Origin of the sequence: Nocardia sp. 852002-51101_SCH5132738 (assembly GCF_001665695.1) — a bacterium.
Classification (GTDB): Bacteria; Actinomycetota; Actinomycetes; order Mycobacteriales; family Mycobacteriaceae; genus Nocardia; species Nocardia nova.
Genome location: NZ_LZML01000087.1, coordinates 1 through 15,072, shown reverse-complemented (window position 1 = coordinate 15,072; position 15,072 = coordinate 1). Strand labels below are relative to the sequence as shown.

At 65.3% G+C, this 15,072-nt stretch carries 17 protein-coding genes and 1 pseudogene; 12 read left to right on the top strand and 6 right to left on the bottom strand.

The window, feature by feature from the left end; all coding sequences use genetic code 11:
- Positions 1–339 precede the first annotated feature (339 nt).
- Together A5789_RS12130 and A5789_RS35530 are read right to left on the bottom strand one after the other, a co-directional pair.
- Positions 340–750 (bottom strand): hypothetical protein, encoded by a 411-nt coding sequence (locus A5789_RS12130; RefSeq protein ID WP_064906646.1) that lies wholly within the window; start codon positions 748–750, stop codon positions 340–342.
- A complete protein-coding gene (locus tag A5789_RS35530; RefSeq protein WP_193615487.1) occupies positions 747–2,396 on the bottom strand; it encodes a recombinase family protein in 1,650 nt (549 codons plus the stop codon). Before A5789_RS35530 ends, A5789_RS12130 begins: the two co-directional genes overlap by 4 nt.
- A gap of 52 nt (positions 2,397–2,448) precedes the next feature.
- Between A5789_RS35530 and A5789_RS37795 the strand changes: the two are divergent.
- The 3 genes and pseudogenes from A5789_RS37795 to A5789_RS12115 form a co-directional block, all read left to right on the top strand.
- Positions 2,449–2,577 (top strand): annotated as a pseudogene (locus A5789_RS37795) (exodeoxyribonuclease III); the annotation flags it as partial.
- Between the two features lie 123 nt (positions 2,578–2,700).
- Positions 2,701–3,207, top strand: a complete 507-nt coding sequence (locus A5789_RS12120; protein ID WP_064906667.1) for a ribonuclease domain-containing protein — start codon at positions 2,701–2,703, stop codon at positions 3,205–3,207.
- The gene (locus A5789_RS12115) at positions 3,207–3,731 is read left to right on the top strand and encodes a barstar family protein (protein ID WP_064906650.1); all 525 of its coding nucleotides are present in this window, start codon (positions 3,207–3,209) and stop codon (positions 3,729–3,731) included. Before A5789_RS12120 ends, A5789_RS12115 begins: the two co-directional genes overlap by 1 nt.
- Before the next feature lie 9 nt (positions 3,732–3,740).
- Here the strand turns inward: A5789_RS12115 and A5789_RS12110 are convergent, their stop codons facing one another.
- Entirely contained in the window at positions 3,741–4,430 is a 690-nt protein-coding gene (locus A5789_RS12110; RefSeq protein ID WP_227462803.1) for a TetR/AcrR family transcriptional regulator, read from the bottom strand.
- Positions 4,431–4,528: 98 nt separating this feature from the next.
- Between A5789_RS12110 and A5789_RS12105 the strand changes: the two genes are divergently transcribed.
- From A5789_RS12105 to yhjD, 3 genes are all read left to right on the top strand, one after another.
- A complete protein-coding gene (locus A5789_RS12105) occupies positions 4,529–5,461 on the top strand; it encodes an oxygenase MpaB family protein (protein ID WP_063015613.1) in 933 nt (310 codons plus the stop codon).
- Between the two features lie 104 nt (positions 5,462–5,565).
- Complete coding sequence (gene trpS, locus A5789_RS12100) at positions 5,566–6,588, top strand: tryptophan--tRNA ligase (protein WP_030513557.1); 1,023 nt, start codon at positions 5,566–5,568, stop codon at positions 6,586–6,588.
- Positions 6,589–6,637: 49 nt separating this feature from the next.
- Positions 6,638–7,651, top strand: coding sequence for an inner membrane protein YhjD (gene yhjD / locus A5789_RS12095; RefSeq protein WP_064906652.1), 1,014 nt, complete (start codon positions 6,638–6,640; stop codon positions 7,649–7,651).
- Between the two features lie 40 nt (positions 7,652–7,691).
- Here yhjD and A5789_RS12090 read toward each other — a convergent pair whose 3' ends face one another.
- Positions 7,692–8,102 (bottom strand): YbaB/EbfC family nucleoid-associated protein, encoded by a 411-nt coding sequence (locus A5789_RS12090; protein WP_051755335.1) that lies wholly within the window; start codon positions 8,100–8,102, stop codon positions 7,692–7,694.
- A 103-nt stretch (positions 8,103–8,205) separates the two neighbouring features.
- On the opposite strand from A5789_RS12090, the gene A5789_RS12085 reads away from it, so the two are divergent.
- The 4 genes from A5789_RS12085 (at position 8,206) to A5789_RS12070 (ending at position 11,027) form a co-directional block, all read left to right on the top strand.
- On the top strand, positions 8,206–8,715 hold the full coding sequence (locus A5789_RS12085; protein WP_064906654.1) for a YbaB/EbfC family nucleoid-associated protein: 510 nt from the start codon (positions 8,206–8,208) through the stop codon (positions 8,713–8,715).
- Between the two features lie 7 nt (positions 8,716–8,722).
- Positions 8,723–9,082: a WXG100 family type VII secretion target gene (locus A5789_RS12080; RefSeq protein ID WP_051755337.1), complete on the top strand. Its 360-nt coding sequence runs from the start codon at positions 8,723–8,725 to the stop codon at positions 9,080–9,082.
- Positions 9,083–9,085: 3 nt separating this feature from the next.
- Positions 9,086–10,306: a hypothetical protein gene (locus tag A5789_RS12075; RefSeq protein WP_064906658.1), complete on the top strand. Its 1,221-nt coding sequence runs from the start codon at positions 9,086–9,088 to the stop codon at positions 10,304–10,306.
- A gap of 97 nt (positions 10,307–10,403) precedes the next feature.
- Positions 10,404–11,027 carry an antibiotic biosynthesis monooxygenase gene (locus A5789_RS12070; protein ID WP_063015619.1) on the top strand — a complete coding sequence of 208 codons (624 nt, stop codon included), beginning with the start codon at positions 10,404–10,406 and terminating at the stop codon, positions 11,025–11,027.
- 24 nt (positions 11,028–11,051) lie between these two features.
- On the opposite strand, the gene A5789_RS37790 is transcribed toward A5789_RS12070, so the two are convergent.
- Positions 11,052–12,428 carry a serine/threonine-protein kinase gene (locus tag A5789_RS37790; protein WP_227462802.1) on the bottom strand — a complete coding sequence of 459 codons (1,377 nt, stop codon included), beginning with the start codon at positions 12,426–12,428 and terminating at the stop codon, positions 11,052–11,054.
- Positions 12,429–12,678: 250 nt separating this feature from the next.
- Here A5789_RS37790 and A5789_RS12060 point away from each other — a divergent pair, with 250 nt between their 5' ends.
- Positions 12,679–13,557, top strand: coding sequence for a helix-turn-helix transcriptional regulator (locus A5789_RS12060; protein ID WP_064906662.1), 879 nt, complete (start codon positions 12,679–12,681; stop codon positions 13,555–13,557).
- Positions 13,557–13,757, top strand: a complete 201-nt coding sequence (locus A5789_RS12055; protein ID WP_064906668.1) for a DUF397 domain-containing protein — start codon at positions 13,557–13,559, stop codon at positions 13,755–13,757. Before A5789_RS12060 ends, A5789_RS12055 begins: the two co-directional genes overlap by 1 nt.
- A gap of 36 nt (positions 13,758–13,793) precedes the next feature.
- Here the strand turns inward: A5789_RS12055 and A5789_RS12050 are convergent, their stop codons facing one another.
- Entirely contained in the window at positions 13,794–14,894 is a 1,101-nt protein-coding gene (locus tag A5789_RS12050; protein ID WP_064906665.1) for a D-isomer specific 2-hydroxyacid dehydrogenase family protein, read from the bottom strand.
- Positions 14,895–15,072 lie beyond the last annotated feature (178 nt).

The following is a 15,072-nucleotide window of genomic DNA, read 5'->3' as shown; positions in this document are numbered from 1 at the left end:
CCCACCCCTGGCGCTGGCCCCTCTCTCGGCATACAGGTCAAAATCTCCCCGCCGAAAATATAGCCTCCCCCCAGTGCTTAACCTGCGGGTTTCCCTAGCTAAGCCTTTAACTATTTTCCCCCCCAAATTCGGACAGGATTACCGATGAAACAATGCTCTATCTGTAGTGCGCCTAAGCCCCTAAGCGAGTTCTACGCCGACAAGTCGCGTAAGGATGGCTTAGAGCACCGCTGCAAGGTGTGCAGCAACCGTAAGCGGACGGTCTTCGAGCAACGACGGAACGGAATCGAGCCGTAGACACGAAAAAGCCCCGGCGCTAGACCGGGGCTATTCGTCCTTCTATCGGTGAAGCGTTAGACAGTCGGTGCAGTCTTTATGGTCGGTGACCAAATGCGGAGCTTCCTTATCGTGCCAGTGGTCGCAGATGGCACAGGCTTCCAGGAGGTTTTCACGGTTGTAGTCCTCCGCTTCCTCCGCCTCTGGTGTCCACGTCGATAGCCCCTGGTCCCGTTCTTCTGGCCGCACATACACATCGAACACCGCACGCCGGAACAACATCCGGCGGTCGGCGAATTCTTCGGAGGCTGCGAGAACCAGACCGTGTTCGCGGAGGAAATCCCGAATCTGCACTAGTGCCGGGTGGTTGGGTTGGTTGTCCGTCAACACCGACCGGTAAACCTTAACCCGGTTCTCGTCACCTTCGGCTATGAGACAGCATTTAACGTTGACGTTGAGCTTAGAAGAATTCATTTGTCGTTCCTCGCCTTGTCTCGGTTCTCCCACGCAAACTTGTCCCATTCCGGGTGTGGATTGCGGGCGAGTTCTTCCTCTTCTGGTGTAAGCGGGCGCTCTACATGCTCTCGATAGCGCTTTTCGTACTCGTCTCTCGGCACGTTGAATGAATCCGGCAGCTCTTCGGGTACGAACAGACGTGCATACACTGCGTTCCCTCCGACGTATCGAAGGTAGAGCTTGATTCCCGCTTTTAGTAACAGCTCCCGACGTTCCTCAAGGTTCATGCGCTGATATGCGTCCGCGTAGGTCTCCCCGGTCGGTTCGTCCACGTACCGGGCTTCCCGGTGCGGAAGCGATTCGAGGAGCTTCCGTTTCTCCACAAGCGCGCCGAGACGTTCCCGGTATTCCTCTTGACCGCCGTCGTACTCGTATAGACCTAGGTCGTATTCGTCTCGAATCGTCGTCATTGCTCGGGACACGGCTTGTAGCTCGTCGGTGTGATCCTCGCCTGGGATGAACTTGCGCTCTGTGACCGGCAAGGATGACAAGTTATCGAATACCCGTTCATCCAAAATTTCGTGACAAACCGATTCTAGGAATGTATGCCGCGTACAACGGGGTTTGCCGTCCTTGGGAACGCATCGGTAATATGAATAAGTCTTACCGTTCGGGTGCTCGTTCACTACTCGATACAGACGGTAGTTACATCCTTCGCAATACACGATACCCAGCAAAGGCGCTGCACCGTGGGAGCGTTCCCGAGTGAGAGAGCGAGACTGTAATGACGCCTGAATCTGCGTCCATTCCTCATCGGTGAATATGCCTTTGGGTGTGTACCGGATAGGCATTCCGTCCGTACCACGGGCTAGCCTGCGCTCTTTCACCGAGCGCCCTATCAGCTTGAACCCCTGTGTTGCGGGAGACTTAAGGATCTTCCCGACACTAGACTGATTCCAGATATCGGAAATCTTTGTTTTCCGGCTTGCGCCTTCCTTGTGGTAGTACCGCGCAGGCGTAGCGAAACCGTCTGCTGTGAGCCTTGCGGCAATGTCGAACTGCGACTTACCGGCGATGGTCATCTCTCCCATGATCCGTACCGCCTTGGACGAGACAGGATCAATCTCGAGAGTCTTACCGCCTCGCGGGTGGTCAACGATCCGATAGCCGTAGGGCGGTTGTCCTCCGGGCCAACGATCCATTTTCCGCAAAGCGTTGTGCGAGTCCTTGACTCGGGTAGAGAGCGTGCCCGCTTCGAGTTCGGCGAGCGCTGCGATGATGGCAACCATCGTTTTGCCGAAGGGTGTGGACAAGTCGAAACCTTCGGTAGCGGAGACCAACGTCTTGCCGTTGGCCTCACACCATGCGATGAGGTCCGCTAGATCCTTCGAGGAACGCACCAAGCGATCGAGCCTCCAGACCACGATCGCATCGAATTCGTGGTGTCGGTTCTTCAACCAGTTGCCAAGCTCTGGCCGATCGAACGGTGAATACTTGGTGGCGGATACGTCGAGGTCGGTCGCTACACCTGCCTCAGTCCATCCCTTGGACTTCACCGTGTGGCGGCCGTGCTCCAACTGCCTTGCTGGTGACGTAGATTCGTCAGTCATGACGGAAAGCCGAGCGACCAGCAAGGCGCGCAGCGGGGGAGCGGTACTCATCATGGAACCTCCGAGGTCAGAGCCGATTCTAGTTTGTAGAACCGAGTCGGTCCGATGGCGCATCGACTACCACCTCGCGCGGGGAGCGATCGCCGGGCGCGCGAAGCAGGCCGTGGTCGAGCGCGCGCCCGAATACGCGCTGCGCTGGTCGGACCATGCTCCGGTCACCGTGCAATACCGCTGAACGCGATACCGCTGAACCCTGATCGACCGAACGCGGTGGGAACATCGTCTCCACACCGCGTACCCGTCAGCGTGGACGGGACTCCGCAAGTCCGACAGCACCGATGAACAGGCACCGATGAACATGTCCGACAAGAGAATTCGCATCCTGATGGTTCTGGGTGGGCTGGTGATCGCGGCGATCGTGGCCGGCGTCCTGGGCCTGCGCGGTGGTTCCGCCACGCACGACACCGCGAGTTCGGTGGCGGCGACCGTGCACTCCACCAAGGCCGCGCAGTCCACCACCCAGGCTGCCAAGCCCGCGCCCGGCAACGGCGCCACACCCGCAGCGTCGGCGACCCGGGCGCCGGGCGTGCCCGATCGCGCCTACGCCACCCTCGTCGAGATCGACGCCGGACGCTGGCCCGGTTCGGCGAACGCGCCGGGCACCAAGGGCGGCGATCAGTGGATGAACCGCGCCGGAACCCTGCCGAAGACCGACTCGAGCGGTAAGGCGATCACGTATCAGGAATGGGACGTCAACCCGAAGCAACGCGGCCAGACCCGGGACGCCGAGCGCATCGTGACCGGCAGCGACGGGTCGGCGTACTACACCGGCGACCACTACCAGACCTTCACGAGGATGCGCTGATGGCCGAAACCATGTCGTTGTCGCAGTTCCTGGCCCCGCCGGACGCCGGCTCCGACGCGACTGCGGCGCGCGTGGACGCGCGTTCCCGCCGGACCGCCGGCGGGCCGGTGCTCGGCGCGCTCGACGTCTGCGCCGGACCGTTCAGTGGTGTGCGATTTCAGGTCCCCGACGGGTATATCGCCCGCGAGGTCCGCGGCGCGAAAATGCGCACCACCGCGGGAGTGTTCGACGAATTCGCCGCCGCCCTGCAATTTCCCTACTATTTCGGCGACAATCGCGACGCCTTCGACGAATGCCTGCGCGACCTGGACGAATTCGTCGGTGAGGCGCCGGGATACGTTGTCGTGATCCGTGATTCGAGCGGGCTGCTGGCCGACCAGCGCGAGGATCTGGAATGGTTCGCCGACGCGATGACCCAGGCGGCCGAATACTGGGCCGCGAAGGGCACGGTCTTCCGGGTGGTGCTGCAACAGCGTCCGCCGGTGCTGTCGCCCGTCGAACTCACCATGGCCGACCCGGCGTAAGGAAGCGGCTCAGCGGAGCCGCTGTGCGAGATCCTCGCCGAGGAGGACGAACACGTCGGTGGTCTCGTCGATGAGCTGTTCCCGGGTCATATCGATATCGCCCTGCAACCAGCTGGTGAGCGTCTGCACCAGCCCGCCCACCAGGTAGGTCGCGCGGAAACCGATCGCCGGGTCCGGCGTGGGCGTGCCCAGGCCGTAGAAGTCGATGCCGCGGGCGGCGACCAGGTTCGCGAACGACGCGATGCTCTGCAGCGTGCGTGAGCGCAGCTCCGGCGTGGAGGCACTCACCGCCAGCGCGACCTGGGCCTTGCGCGGGTCGTCGGTCAGCACGTGGATACCGGCGGCGACGGCCGCGTGCGCCATCGTGCGCGTTTCGCGCTGCGTGCGGCGCGCGGACGTATCGGCGGAGTTGTCGCCGTCGCCGGACGCGCCGGCCACCTCCTGCAGCGCCCGCACGATGGCGTTCGCGAGTTCCTCGGCGATGCTGTCGAACAGCGCGGTGAGCACGGCCTCGCGGCCGGTGAACTGTTCGTAGTAGTAGCGCTCGTTCAGCCCGGCCTGGGCGCACAGCCCGCCGACCGTCAGCTTGTCCACGCCCTGGGTGCCGATGATCTCGAGAGCCGCGTCGAGCAGCGCGGCACGCCGGCCCGCGCGCCGTTCGGCGGCCGAGATACCGCCATAGGTCCGCTGTGCCGTCACAGTCCGATTGTGGCACGGCCGCATTTCTGGCATGGGCTATTGCCAGAAGTGGGTTTCTGGTGGATGCTATTGCCAGATTCCATGCGAGGAGGGCGACGATGCCTGGTCCGGGATATTTCTCCGACGATTCGATGATCCGCCGGGTGATGCGCAAACGCGCGGTGGGACTGACGTACGGCCTGCGGGCGCTGGTGATCGGCGCGGTCCATCCGTTGCTGTTCGTCGGCACCGCCGAGAACACCGCCCACCGAGCCACCCCCTACACGCGTCTCGCGCTCACCGGTCGCCTGTTCGAGGCGGTATTCCTCGGCGACAAGGACGAGGCCGACCGCGCGCTGGCGTTCACCCGCAAGCGGCATCTCCCCGTCGACGGTGTGCTGCCCGAGGACGCGGGCCCGCATCATCCGGCGGGTTCGCACTACTCCGCGCTGGACCCGCACCTGATGTTCATGACCATGGCGTTCACCGCCGACTCCGCCGAGGTCATGCACGACCTGCTGGTGCGCAAACTGACGCCGGGCGAGCGGGAGGATCTGTACCAGGACTACGTGCGCTGGGGCGAGTTGTTCGGTATGCCGCGTTCGGCCGCGCCCGCCGACTATCCGGCCTTCCGGCGATCTTTCGATGCCTACCTCGCCTCGGACGAGTTGTATCTGACCGACGAGGCGCGGCTCGTGGGCTCGTATCTGGCGGGTAAGCAGGTGCCGCATCCGCTGCCGCGCCCGTTCCAGCAGGCCAGCAGCGGGGCGCATCTGCTGGTCCAGGGCTCGCTGCCGCCGCGGATCCGGCGGATGTACGACATTCGATGGGGCCGGCGTGAAGAGCTCGCGTACCGGGGACTCGCGCAGGCCGTGCGCACCGCCCACGTGCGCCCGCCGTTGGCGCCGCCGGTGCTGCGCGACACCCTGTCCGGCCCGAGCGCCCCGGTCTATCGCCTGATCACGCGGCGGGAGAAAGACCTGGTCGCCAGCGGTAGGTCCAGTATGCCGGGGGTGGATCCGCGCAACTACGCCGAACGGCACGCGGTCTGAGCGACACCGCCCCGCACGCCGCCGAGAGCGCCGGCCGTGCGGGGTGGCGCACGTCCTCGCTCCCTCGGAAAAAACCGCTTGGGCATGCATGGGAAGATCGGTTCATGTCCAGTCCTGCCCCCAGCGAACGCAAGCAGCGGGTCCTCTCCGGCGTCCAGCCGACCAGCGACTCCTTCCACCTCGGCAACTACCTTGGTGCGCTGCAGTATTGGGCTCCGCTGCAGGACGACTACGAGGCGCTCTACTTCATTCCGGATATGCACGCCATCACGGTGTCGCAGGACCCCAAGCAGCTGCGCAGCCGCACCGTGCGCAGTGTCGCGCAGCTGCTCGCGATGGGTATCGACCCCAAGCGGTCCACCCTGTTCGTGCAGAGTCAGGTGCCCGAGCACGCCGAGCTCACCTGGGTGCTGAGCTGCATCACCGGCTTCGGCGAGGCCAGCCGGATGACCCAGTTCAAGGACAAGTCGGCCAAACAGGGATCCGACAACGCCACCGTCGGCCTGTTCACCTACCCGATCCTGATGGCCGCCGATATCCTGCTGTACCGCCCGCAGCTGGTACCGGTCGGTGAGGATCAGCGCCAGCACCTGGAATTGACGCGAAATCTGGCGCAGCGCTTCAACACTCGCTTCAAGAAGACCTTCGTGGTGCCCGAGCCGCATATCGTCACCGGCACGGCGAAGATCTACGACCTGCAGGATCCGACCTCGAAGATGAGCAAGTCCGCCGCCAGCGACGCGGGCCTGATCAATCTGCTCGACGATCCGAAGGTCTCGGCGAAGAAGATCCGCTCGGCCGTCACCGACACCGAGCGGGAGATCCGCTACGACCCGGAGACCAAACCGGGCGTCAGCAACCTGCTGGTGATCCTGTCCTCGCTCACCGACACGCCCATCGTGACACTCGAAAAAGGCTTCGAGGGTAAGGGATATGGCGAGCTCAAGGCCGATGTGGCCGACGCCCTGGTGGAATTCGTGACACCGCTGCAGGCGAAAGTGCAAGAGTATCTGGACGATCAGGGCGAACTCGATCGCATTCTCGCCACCGGAGCCGAGCAGGCGCGCGAGATCGCCGGTAAGACCCTCGCGCAGGTGTACGACCGAGTGGGTTTCCTGCACCGCTGATCTGCGCCGCGCGAGGCCGTGTTGCGGTTGAACAGGTTCGGGAGGACAGGTGCTCGACAAGCTCAAAGCGCGGATCCAACGTGAGGTGCGAGCACGGCCGTGGCTGGACCACGCCGTCCGCGCCGGCGGCAGCTACCAGCGCCAGCGCGGCGACTACTTCGCGGCCGGTATCACGTACTTCACCGTGCTCTCGCTGTTTCCGCTGCTGATGGTCGCCTTCGCGGTCGCCGGGTTCGTCCTCGCCCGCGATCCGCGCCTGCTCGAAGAGTTGCGCGACAAGATCGTCGAGAACATCCCGGGTTCGTTCGGCGGCCAGGTCAACGATCTGATCGACCAGGCCATCAAGTCCCGGGCCAGTGTGGGCATCATCGGTCTGTTCATCGCCGCCTACAGCGGCCTGGGCTGGATGGCCAACCTGCGCGCCGCCCTGACCGAGCAGTGGGAACAGCCCGCGCAGGAAGGCAATTGGTTCCGGACCAAACTGTCGGACCTGCTGGCACTGGCCGGACTCGGTGTCGCGATGGTGGTGTCGCTGGGCTTGTCGGCGTTGTCGTCCAGCGGCCTGGCGCTGCAGCTGCTGGAGAGTGTCGGGCTCGACAAGGTGCCCGGTGTCTCCTGGCTGTTGCGATTGCTGACGCTGGTCCTGGCGGTGCTCGCGTCCTGGGCGGTGTTCGTCTGGATCATCGCCCGGCTGCCCCGACAGCCGGTGACCTTCACCAGCGCCGTGCGCGCGGCCTTCATCGCCGCGATCGCGTTCGAGATCTGGAAGCAGGTGGCCTCGTTCTACCTGCAGAAGGTGCTCACCAGTCCCGCGGGCGTCGCCTTCGGCTCGATCATCGGCCTCATGGTCTTCGCCTACATCACCGCCCGCATCATCCTGTTCGCCACCGCCTGGGCGGCCACCGCCCGGGAGAACGAGGTGGAGGCCGAGATCCCGGCCCCGGGCCCGGCGGTGATCGAACCGAGGATGCACGCAGGCATGACGGCGAGTACGGGCCTGGCCCTGTTCGGCGTGGGAGCGGCGCTGGGCTCGATGGTCGGTATCGCGCGCCGCAAGCGGTGACGCGCCGCCGGACTCGAAAGCTGTTGTCCGCCCGAGGGTCTCACCGCGCACCGGCTTCGTCGGGGCCGAAGTCCGGCTCGGACTCCTCGGGATCGGGGAACCGCTCGGCATAGCGGTCGATGATGTTCGCTCCCGCTTCGTCGTCCCCGACCGTCTCGTGCACGGTGGCCGCGATCTGCTCTCGCATCCGCACCTGGGCGCGCTGCAGCGTGCGCATCAGCTCGGCCGACAGCGCGGCGGGTTCGGTGCCGCGGACGGAATCGGCGAAGCGGATATCGGTCGGAATTCCCTCGCCGTCCACCGTCACCGCGATGCCGCCACGTGAGGTTTCGGTGACGCTCAGACTCGACATCCGATCGTGCAGTTCCCGGTACTGCTCGGCCTTGTGTTCGAGGTCGTCGGCCCAGGCCGTCAGCTGATCGGCGGCGCCGTCCGGGTCGTTCGGATCCACGGGTCCATCCTGACACAACGGACAGGTTTGCCGAGTGCGGGAACCGGCTACCGATCCGATGCGTCGGAATACAGGACGCGACAAGTCCGATTGAGGGGAACCAGTGGATTCATCCGGCTACGATCAGCTGCGCGCGCGAACCGACGCCCTGCAGGTGCAGGTCGATTCGATGCTCGAGAGTTACGAGTATCAACTGCGCGATATCGCCACGGCCCGAGACACTTTGGCCGCCGCGACCGCCGAAGGGTGGTCCTCGGACAATCTGATCCGCGTCATCAGCAATTCGGCGGGCATCCCCATCCAGGTGTGGGTCGACCCCGCCGCATTCAAACGCACCACCCCGGAGAAGCTCGGCACCGCCATCACCGAGGCGGCACAGGCCGCCGCCCGCGCGGCGAAGTCGGAGGTCGGTGCGGCGATGGCCCCGATCCTCGCCGACGAGAAACGTTTCCACATCACGAATCCGCTCGGCGAGGACGTGGATTTGCAGCGCGTCGTGGACGGCATACTTCCGCCGCCACCGCAACCGGTGGCCGAGCCGGAACCGGCCCCGGAGCCACCGCGCGTCGCGGAGGACGACGAGGACAACGGGCCGCACTGGAAGGGTTGGTGACCCGGATATGACCGGCGCCAACGAGTTTCGCATCGAACTCGACGAATTCCGGCGGCACGCGCCGCGTCTGGGTCAACTCGGCAAGCAGCTCGAGGAGGATCTGAAGAATCTCACGGTCGATCTCGGTGAGGTCACCGGCAAGTGGGGAGACGACATCTTCGGTTCCGCGTTCGCGCAGAACTATCTGCCGAAAGCCGAACAGGCGCTGCAGGATATCGCGAAGGCCGCGCTGATGTTCGCACATCTGGAAGAGTCGTCCGGCGCTGCGGCCGATACGCTCGAGGCCGCCGACGAGGGACTCGCCGGGTTGTTGAACAAGGTCCGCGACACCATCGAGAAGAACGGCATCAACGGGGGGAAAGCGTAAGCGATGGGCATCGAGATACCCGACTATCTGAAGCCGGTTGCCTCCCTCGTCGCCTGCGACTGGCCCAAGGCCGACGAAACCGCCCTGCTGCGGATGGCCGACCACTGGGAACATATGGGCGACACGCTGTCGCAGATCCGTGCGGAAGGCGACGCCGTCACCACCGCGATTCTCGCCCGTATCGACGGCCGGACCCACGAATCCATCCAGCAGTTCTGGCGTACCGCCGGGGACGACCTGGACGGTCTGGTCACCTTCTGCAAAGCGATCGCCATCGCCTGCCGGGTGATGTCCGTGCTGATTCTCGCGGTGAAGCTCTACATCATCGCGATGCTGGTCGAGCTGGCGATCAACTTGGCGATCGCCGCTGCCGCAGCCGTCGAGACGCTGGGCGCGAGCATGGCCGAGGCGGCCGCGGCCGAGGTCGCGACCCGCGTGGTGATCCAGCAGGCGCTGAAGCAGCTACTGAAGCGGATCATCAAGGAAACCGTCATCGAGGGGTTCAAGGGCTTCATGAAGGGGGCCGGGAAGGAGCTGGCCTGGGAGGCGGGGGAGAACGCGCTCGGCCTGCGCGACGGCTTCAACCTCGACGATATCGGGAAAGCCGGTCTGCACAACGGTATTTCGAGCGCGGCGAGCGGTGCGCTCGGCGCGGCACTGCGCAAGGTGGGGGTGGACGAGCACCACAGGACTCCCGACGGCCGCAACCCCCACACCCATGAGCCGGAGAGTCCCGGCGCGCCGAAAACCGATGAGCGCAAGAAGTTCGAGGGCAAGGTCGGCGACTTCGGGGAGAAGGTCGCGGGAGAGGTCGTCGAGGGTCCGCAGGACGACAAGAAGCGTCTGAAGACCGACGCCACACAGCTGGCGAAGCACTGGTTCGGCCACGACTCCGGCAGCGGTACGCCGGCTCCTGCCGCGCAGCTGCCGTCTTCTACCCCGAACCTCTTGTCGGACAGCGCAACCGATCCGTACAGCTGGTATCCCGATGCGAACCCCGGCGGCGGCGGGCTGGACCACGGCCCGTCCGGCGCAACGGTGCCGGGTACCGGCGACGACCCCTCCGTGCTGTACCCGGACTCGCGCCCGGACGGCGGCGATGCCGAGTCACCGCAGCCGGTCGTGAGTAGCGCCGTAGCGAGCGGCAACTCCGGCTTCAGTCTTGATCTTGACGGTGACACCTTCTACCGGGAGGAGAACGGGGGCCGGCTGCGCCTCGACTGACGCCGAGCGGACTATTGCGAGCGCCCGTGCATCGGAGCAGGCTGAGATGCACCGGTGGCGCCGCCGGGCGCTGCCCCGAGCAGAGAGGGGGTGGGTCGTGTTCGCACGGTCTACCACGATTCAGGCGCAACCCTCCGCGATCGATGCCGGAATTGCGCATATGCGGGACGAGGTCATGCCGATGCTTGCGGAGACCCCCGGCTGTACCGGTTTGTCCCTGCTGGTCGATCGCACGTTCGGTCGCTGCATCTCCACCACCGGATGGGAATCCGAGGCCGCGATGCACGACAGCGAGAGCGCCTTCATGGCGGAGCGTGACCGGGCGGTGACGGTCTTCGGCGGTACCGCCGCCCAGGTCGCGGAATGGGAGATCGCCGTCCTGCACCGGGACCACCGCTCCATGCCCGGGGCATGCGTGCGCGCCACCTGGATCAAGACCGATCCGAGCCGCCTCGACATGTCGACCGACGCCTACCGAAACTACATCCTGCCGGGGATGGAACAACTCGACGGATTCTGCAGCGCGAGCCTGCTGATCAACCGCGCATCCGGCCGTGCCGTGTCCTGCGGCGTCTTCGACAGCGCCGAGGCCATGCAGCGTAACCGCGAACAGTCCGCGGCGCTGCGGGTCGACGCGGCCCGCCAGGTCGGCGTCGAGGCCATCGACGTGCGCGAGTTCGAGCTGGCGCTGGCCCACCTGCGGGTGCCGGAACTGGTGTGAGGGCGGCGTGGAGCGGTGCCGTAGCTACTTCGGCGCCGCCAGCTGCTCCAGCTTCGCGGCGAGCCACCGTCCGTCCACGAACTGCATCGTCAGCAGAACCGAGATCTGACTGCTCCGTTCGGTCGAGGACGTGTTGTTGGTGAGGGCCTGGGTGATGATCGCGGCGACCTCCGCGCGATCGGCATCGGAGGTCTTCACGAAACACTGAGCGTCTGACACGTGGGATCGCGCCTTCGACTGGGTGACGACATCCTGCAAGGTAGGCATGGTCGACTGCATCTGGGTCTTCAGATCACCGGTGGTGGCATCGAGAACTGCCGTCTGATAGGCCGCGAATTTGTCGTAGTCGTAGGTGGAGACGGTGCGGCCGAAGGCGCAGGCGGCGTCGCGGGCGGCGTCGGCCGAACGCTGCGCGTCGTCGGTGGACCTGTTGTGGTACAGGACGAATGCGCCGGCCCCGCCCGCGCCGAGGACCACCAGTACGGCCACGACCGCGGCCACGATCCACCCCCAGCGGCGACCGGAGCCGGACGCCGGTGCCGTGTGCGGCGCGCGTGACGCGCTCGCGGCCGATGCGTAGTGAGCGGCCGCCGCGAGTTCGCCGCAGCTGCTGAACCGCTCCTGCGGATTCTTGGCCGTGGCCCGCGCGATCACTGCGTCGAAAGCCACTGGTAGCCAGGGGTTCTGCTGGCTCGCAGCCGGAAGCGGGAGGTTGAGGTGGGCATGGATGAGCTGAGCGGGTGAGGCGCCGGGATACGGCGGCGCTCCGGTCAGCATGTGATACAGCGTGCAGCCGAGGGCATAGACGTCCACCCGCTGGTCGACCGGCATACCGGGGTCGAGCTGTTCGGGCGCGGCGTATCGGAGGCTGGCGTGCACCTCGCCGGACCGCGTCAACTCGTTCGTATGATCCAGGATCTTCGCTATGCCGAAGTCGGCGAGGAAGACCTGCTTCGAATCACCCTGTGCGAGCAGGATGTTGGCGGGTTTCACATCGCGATGAAGCACCCCGGCGCGGTGGGCGAAGTCCAGGGCCTTCGCCGCTTCGGTGACGATCGCGACCGCGTGTTCCGGATGCATGGGGCCGTTGCGAAGCACCGCCGCGACGTCGGTGCCCTCGATGTACTGCATGGCCATCCACAGCCGATCGCCCTCCTGGCCCCGGGCGTAGACCGTCACGATGTTCGGATGTGACAGGCGCGCAATGGTATCGGCTTCTCGCAGAAACCGATGGCGGGCGTCCTCGTCCCCCGCGAAGGCCGGATTGAGCACCTTCAGGGCCGTGTAGCGCGGCAGATCGCGATCGTGAGCCAGATACACCTCGCCCATACCGCCCGCGCCGAGCAGTCGCTCGATCCGGTATCCGGCAAAGACCTGCCCGTGCACCAGTGTCTGAGCCACCGGCTGTACCTCCCACCCTGAATTCGCCCCGACCATACCGGACGCGTCGACGCATCCGGCAGTGGCCGTCGTGGTCCCGAGCCGTGCGCGGCCCGGTCCGCCGTCCGGGATGCGGGTCGAAAGACGCTGGGCGGTGCAAAGCTTCCTGGGGTTATGCGGAGATCGAATGAAATTCCGCGGTGGACGCGTCGTAGTGGTTCGCGTGATGGTGTGCTGGCGGCGTCGAATCGGAACCTGTTGGGAGGCAGGCATGTCGGAGTACGGGTCCACCTTGCCGCGACGGCAGCTCGGAAGGTATCTGCGCAACGGCCGCGAGGAATGCGGGCTGACCCTGCATCAGGCCGCTGCGCTCATTCAGCGCAGCGCGAGCACCCTGCAACGCATCGAGCACGGCATGGTCGCGCAACTGCGAGAGGTGGATATCGAAGCCCTGTGCAAAATCTACGAATTCGAAGGAGACGACGTGCTCGCGATGAAAGCTCTTGCGGTCCAGGGCAAAGAGCTGAGCTGGTGGTGCGAATACGGAGACGTGATTCCGGAGAACTTCGACTTCTATGTCGGGTTGGAGGCATCGGCGCGAAGTTTGAAAACTTACGAACCGGAACTCGTTCCCGGTCTTCTCCAAACGCCCGCGTATGCCGGGGCGATGTGCTCGACTGCTCATCCAGAAGACACCGCCGAGGAGCATGCGCGCCGGGTGCAACTGCGGATGCGCAGGCAGACCAGAATTACACGCAAGTATCAGCCGGCCGTACTGGACGTGATTCTGCGGGAATCAGCCTTGAGGTGCGTAGTCGGCGGCCCCAAAGTGATGGCTGCGCAGCTGAAACACCTCGCGGACGTAAGCTGTCGCCCGAATGTCAGCGTGCAGGTACTGCCGGATCGCGCCGGGTTTCCGCTAGGCGAAGCAGTCGGTTCGTTTGTGATCCTTGATTTCGGCAAAGACCGCGGTGGGCAGCTCGCAGAGCCACCGGTTGTCTACGTCGAAGGCTTCATCGGGGATATGTATCTCGAAAAACCTGTAGCGGTGCAGCGGTACCATCAAGCCTACGAAGGTCTCCGGCAAAGCGTGATGGATCCGGTCGCGAGCCGATCCCTGCTCCGGCAGATAGCGAAGGAGTACGTGTGATGGTGGATCTCGCAGGTGCGCGGTGGTTCAAGAGCAGCCGTAGCGGCGGCTCCAAGAACTGTGTCGAAGTAGCGTTCCTGGCCGACAGCCTTGTTGGAGTGCGTGATTCGAAGAATATCGCTGGTCCGGCCTTGATCTTCGCCGGCGCGGAGTGGTCGGCGTTCACTGCGTCCGCCGCCCGGGGCGACCTCGACATCTGATTGCGCCGACGGCCGCGAGGGGGTCTGGCGCTGCCGTCAGCCCGGTCGTGCGGTGAACTCCGCTCCGCTCCGGTAGAACCGCGAAATCTCGGTAAGCAGTTGTGCTGAACTGGCTTTCATCGCCTGCACCGTCATTCCGCCTACATGTGGGCTGAGCGTGGTGTGCGGATTCGACGCCAGTGCTGAGGTGAATCGCGTTCCCTCCGTGGCGAATACGTCGATGGCGACGTGGCCGAGTCCACATTCCGGGTCGCGCAGCGCCGCATCGAGAGCGTCTTCGGGAACAACCTGTGCGCGTGCGGTATTGACCAGAATCGAGCTGGGTTTCATCCATCGCAGTTCCCGCGCGCCGATGAGCCCGGCGGTCGCCGCGGTGGACGGTACGTGGACGGAGACGATGTCGCAGCCGGTCATCAGCTCGCGCAGCGTGCCTGTCCATCGCGCGGGCCAGTGCTCCGCATCCCGCGCGGTGAAACGCGGCGAGCCGAGGACCCAGACCTCGGCTCCGAACGGTGCGAGTCGTGCCGCGACCTCCCGCGCGATCGCCCCGCTTCCGATGAGGCCGACGCGTGAATCCGCCAGGCTCCGAACCGGAATGCCGTCGATCGCCGCCCTCCAGTCACCGGCGCGCAATGCCGCGTCGCGCCTTGCGACGCCGCGCAGAGCGTCGAGCATGAGACCGATCGTCAGCTCCGCTACCGCGCCGGCGTTGGCCCCCGGTGTGGACAGAACCGTGACACCGCGTTCGGCGGCAGCATCCAGGTCGAAGCTGTCCAGGCCCGAGGCGGCCTTGGCGACCATACGAAGCGGTTGCCCGTGGGTGCTCGCGGTCAGTCGCTCGAATGCGCCGCGGGTCAGCGGAATTCCGGCGCGACATTTCAGCGCGTCGTAGCCGCCGTGGTTTTCGAATGCCGCCACGATGTCGTCGGCACGGAAACCGTCGATGTCGATCGAGTGCCAGCGGCGCGAGATTTCCGAACGAAGGTTCTGATCCGTCACCCGCCGCAGATTGACCGTCGGGGTGAGCCCGAGTTCCGCCAGGCCCGCGAGTTCCGGGATCGCCGACTCACCGGGCGCCGGATCGATGACGAGTACGCGAGGTTGCGCGGGACAGGGCCTCGACTCGGCGGGTGTCACCGCGCCACTCTCGAAAGCTGTCTCGGCCTGCGAAGCTACCGCCGCGACCGGCCCAGGCGTGACCACCCGAACAAGCCCAGCACGATCGCCAATCCCAATGCGCCGATGATCCCGATCGTGCGCAGGTTCGAGTTGCTGTGGGGTGTCGAGGGGGCGGCGGCGGTCGGGGTGTCGTGGG

Excerpts from the sequence above, each read along its gene's own strand:
- A5789_RS12130 (WP_064906646.1), bottom strand. The coding sequence starts at position 750 with ATGAATTCTTCTAAGCTCAACGTCAACGTTAAATGCTGTCTCATAGCC.
- A5789_RS35530 (WP_193615487.1), bottom strand. The coding sequence starts at position 2,396 with ATGATGAGTACCGCTCCCCCGCTGCGCGCCTTGCTGGTCGCTCGGCTT.
- A5789_RS12120 (WP_064906667.1), top strand. The coding sequence starts at position 2,701 with ATGTCCGACAAGAGAATTCGCATCCTGATGGTTCTGGGTGGGCTGGTG.
- A5789_RS12115 (WP_064906650.1), top strand. The coding sequence starts at position 3,207 with ATGGCCGAAACCATGTCGTTGTCGCAGTTCCTGGCCCCGCCGGACGCC.
- A5789_RS12105 (WP_063015613.1), top strand. The coding sequence starts at position 4,529 with ATGCCTGGTCCGGGATATTTCTCCGACGATTCGATGATCCGCCGGGTG.
- trpS (WP_030513557.1), top strand. The coding sequence starts at position 5,566 with ATGTCCAGTCCTGCCCCCAGCGAACGCAAGCAGCGGGTCCTCTCCGGC.
- A5789_RS12080 (WP_051755337.1), top strand. The coding sequence starts at position 8,723 with ATGACCGGCGCCAACGAGTTTCGCATCGAACTCGACGAATTCCGGCGG.
- A5789_RS12075 (WP_064906658.1), top strand. The coding sequence starts at position 9,086 with ATGGGCATCGAGATACCCGACTATCTGAAGCCGGTTGCCTCCCTCGTC.
- A5789_RS12060 (WP_064906662.1), top strand. The coding sequence starts at position 12,679 with ATGTCGGAGTACGGGTCCACCTTGCCGCGACGGCAGCTCGGAAGGTAT.
- A5789_RS12055 (WP_064906668.1), top strand. The coding sequence starts at position 13,557 with ATGGTGGATCTCGCAGGTGCGCGGTGGTTCAAGAGCAGCCGTAGCGGC.